This is a genomic window from Hungatella sp. SL.1.14, assembly GCF_024460495.1.
Classification (GTDB): Bacteria; Bacillota; Clostridia; order Lachnospirales; family Lachnospiraceae; genus Hungatella; species Hungatella hathewayi.
In genome coordinates this window covers 1-269 of sequence record NZ_JANFYJ010000569.1, presented here as the reverse complement: position 1 = coordinate 269, position 269 = coordinate 1, and the positions used below count along the sequence as shown (strand labels likewise).

Annotated in this window: 1 protein-coding gene; it reads left to right on the top strand. The window is 50.6% G+C overall.

The window, feature by feature from the left end; genetic code table 11:
- Nucleotides 1–269 (top strand): InlB B-repeat-containing protein (locus tag NE473_RS32340; protein WP_256265744.1); only part of this gene is annotated, 269 nt, incomplete at both ends.

Here is a 269-nt window from a genome sequence, read left to right as displayed (position 1 = left end):
CGGCAGATGCAGCAGAAGTACAGCCAAATGCAACGGAGACGGTGCTGAGCGGCCAAAGTCTTGCGAATGCAGGAAAAGATCTTGGAATCACAAGCCGCCCGGGTTATACATTTGGAGGCTGGTATACAGCAGAGAATGGAAACGGGCAGCGGTTTGACACAGCCTACGTAATAGAAGAAAGTATGACCGTCTATGCGAAATGGACAGCAAATGCTAATGTAACCCTGACGTATGATAAGGCAGCAGAAGATGCAGCAGCGGTGCTTCCG